At 53.6% G+C, this 211-nt stretch carries 1 protein-coding gene; it reads right to left on the minus strand.

Annotation, left to right across the window (positions count from 1 at the left end; translation table 11 throughout):
• Positions 1 to 28 precede the first annotated feature (28 nt).
• Positions 29 to 211: hypothetical protein (locus ACNFCH_RS25905; RefSeq protein WP_416744515.1), on the minus strand; the 183-nt coding region annotated here is incomplete at its 5' end.

The raw sequence follows: 211 nt of genomic DNA on the forward strand, positions 1-211 counted from the left end.
GCCGCATGAATACTGGGTTTCAGCGTTTTCACGGGCTTTTTTCAGGTGGTTGGCGTTGTGAAGGGGTGTCGTTAAGAGGTGTCGTGAAGGGGTGTTGTGGCTGCAGGCCGCATGAATACTGGGTTTCAGCGTTTTCACGGGCTTTTTTCAGGTGGTTGGCGTTGTGAAGGGGTGTCGTTAAGAGGTGTCGTGAAGGGGTGTTGTGGCTGCA

The organism is Pseudomonas sp. NY15354 (genome assembly GCF_048068075.1).
In the GTDB taxonomy this organism is placed as follows: domain Bacteria; phylum Pseudomonadota; class Gammaproteobacteria; order Pseudomonadales; family Pseudomonadaceae; genus Aquipseudomonas; species Aquipseudomonas guariconensis_C.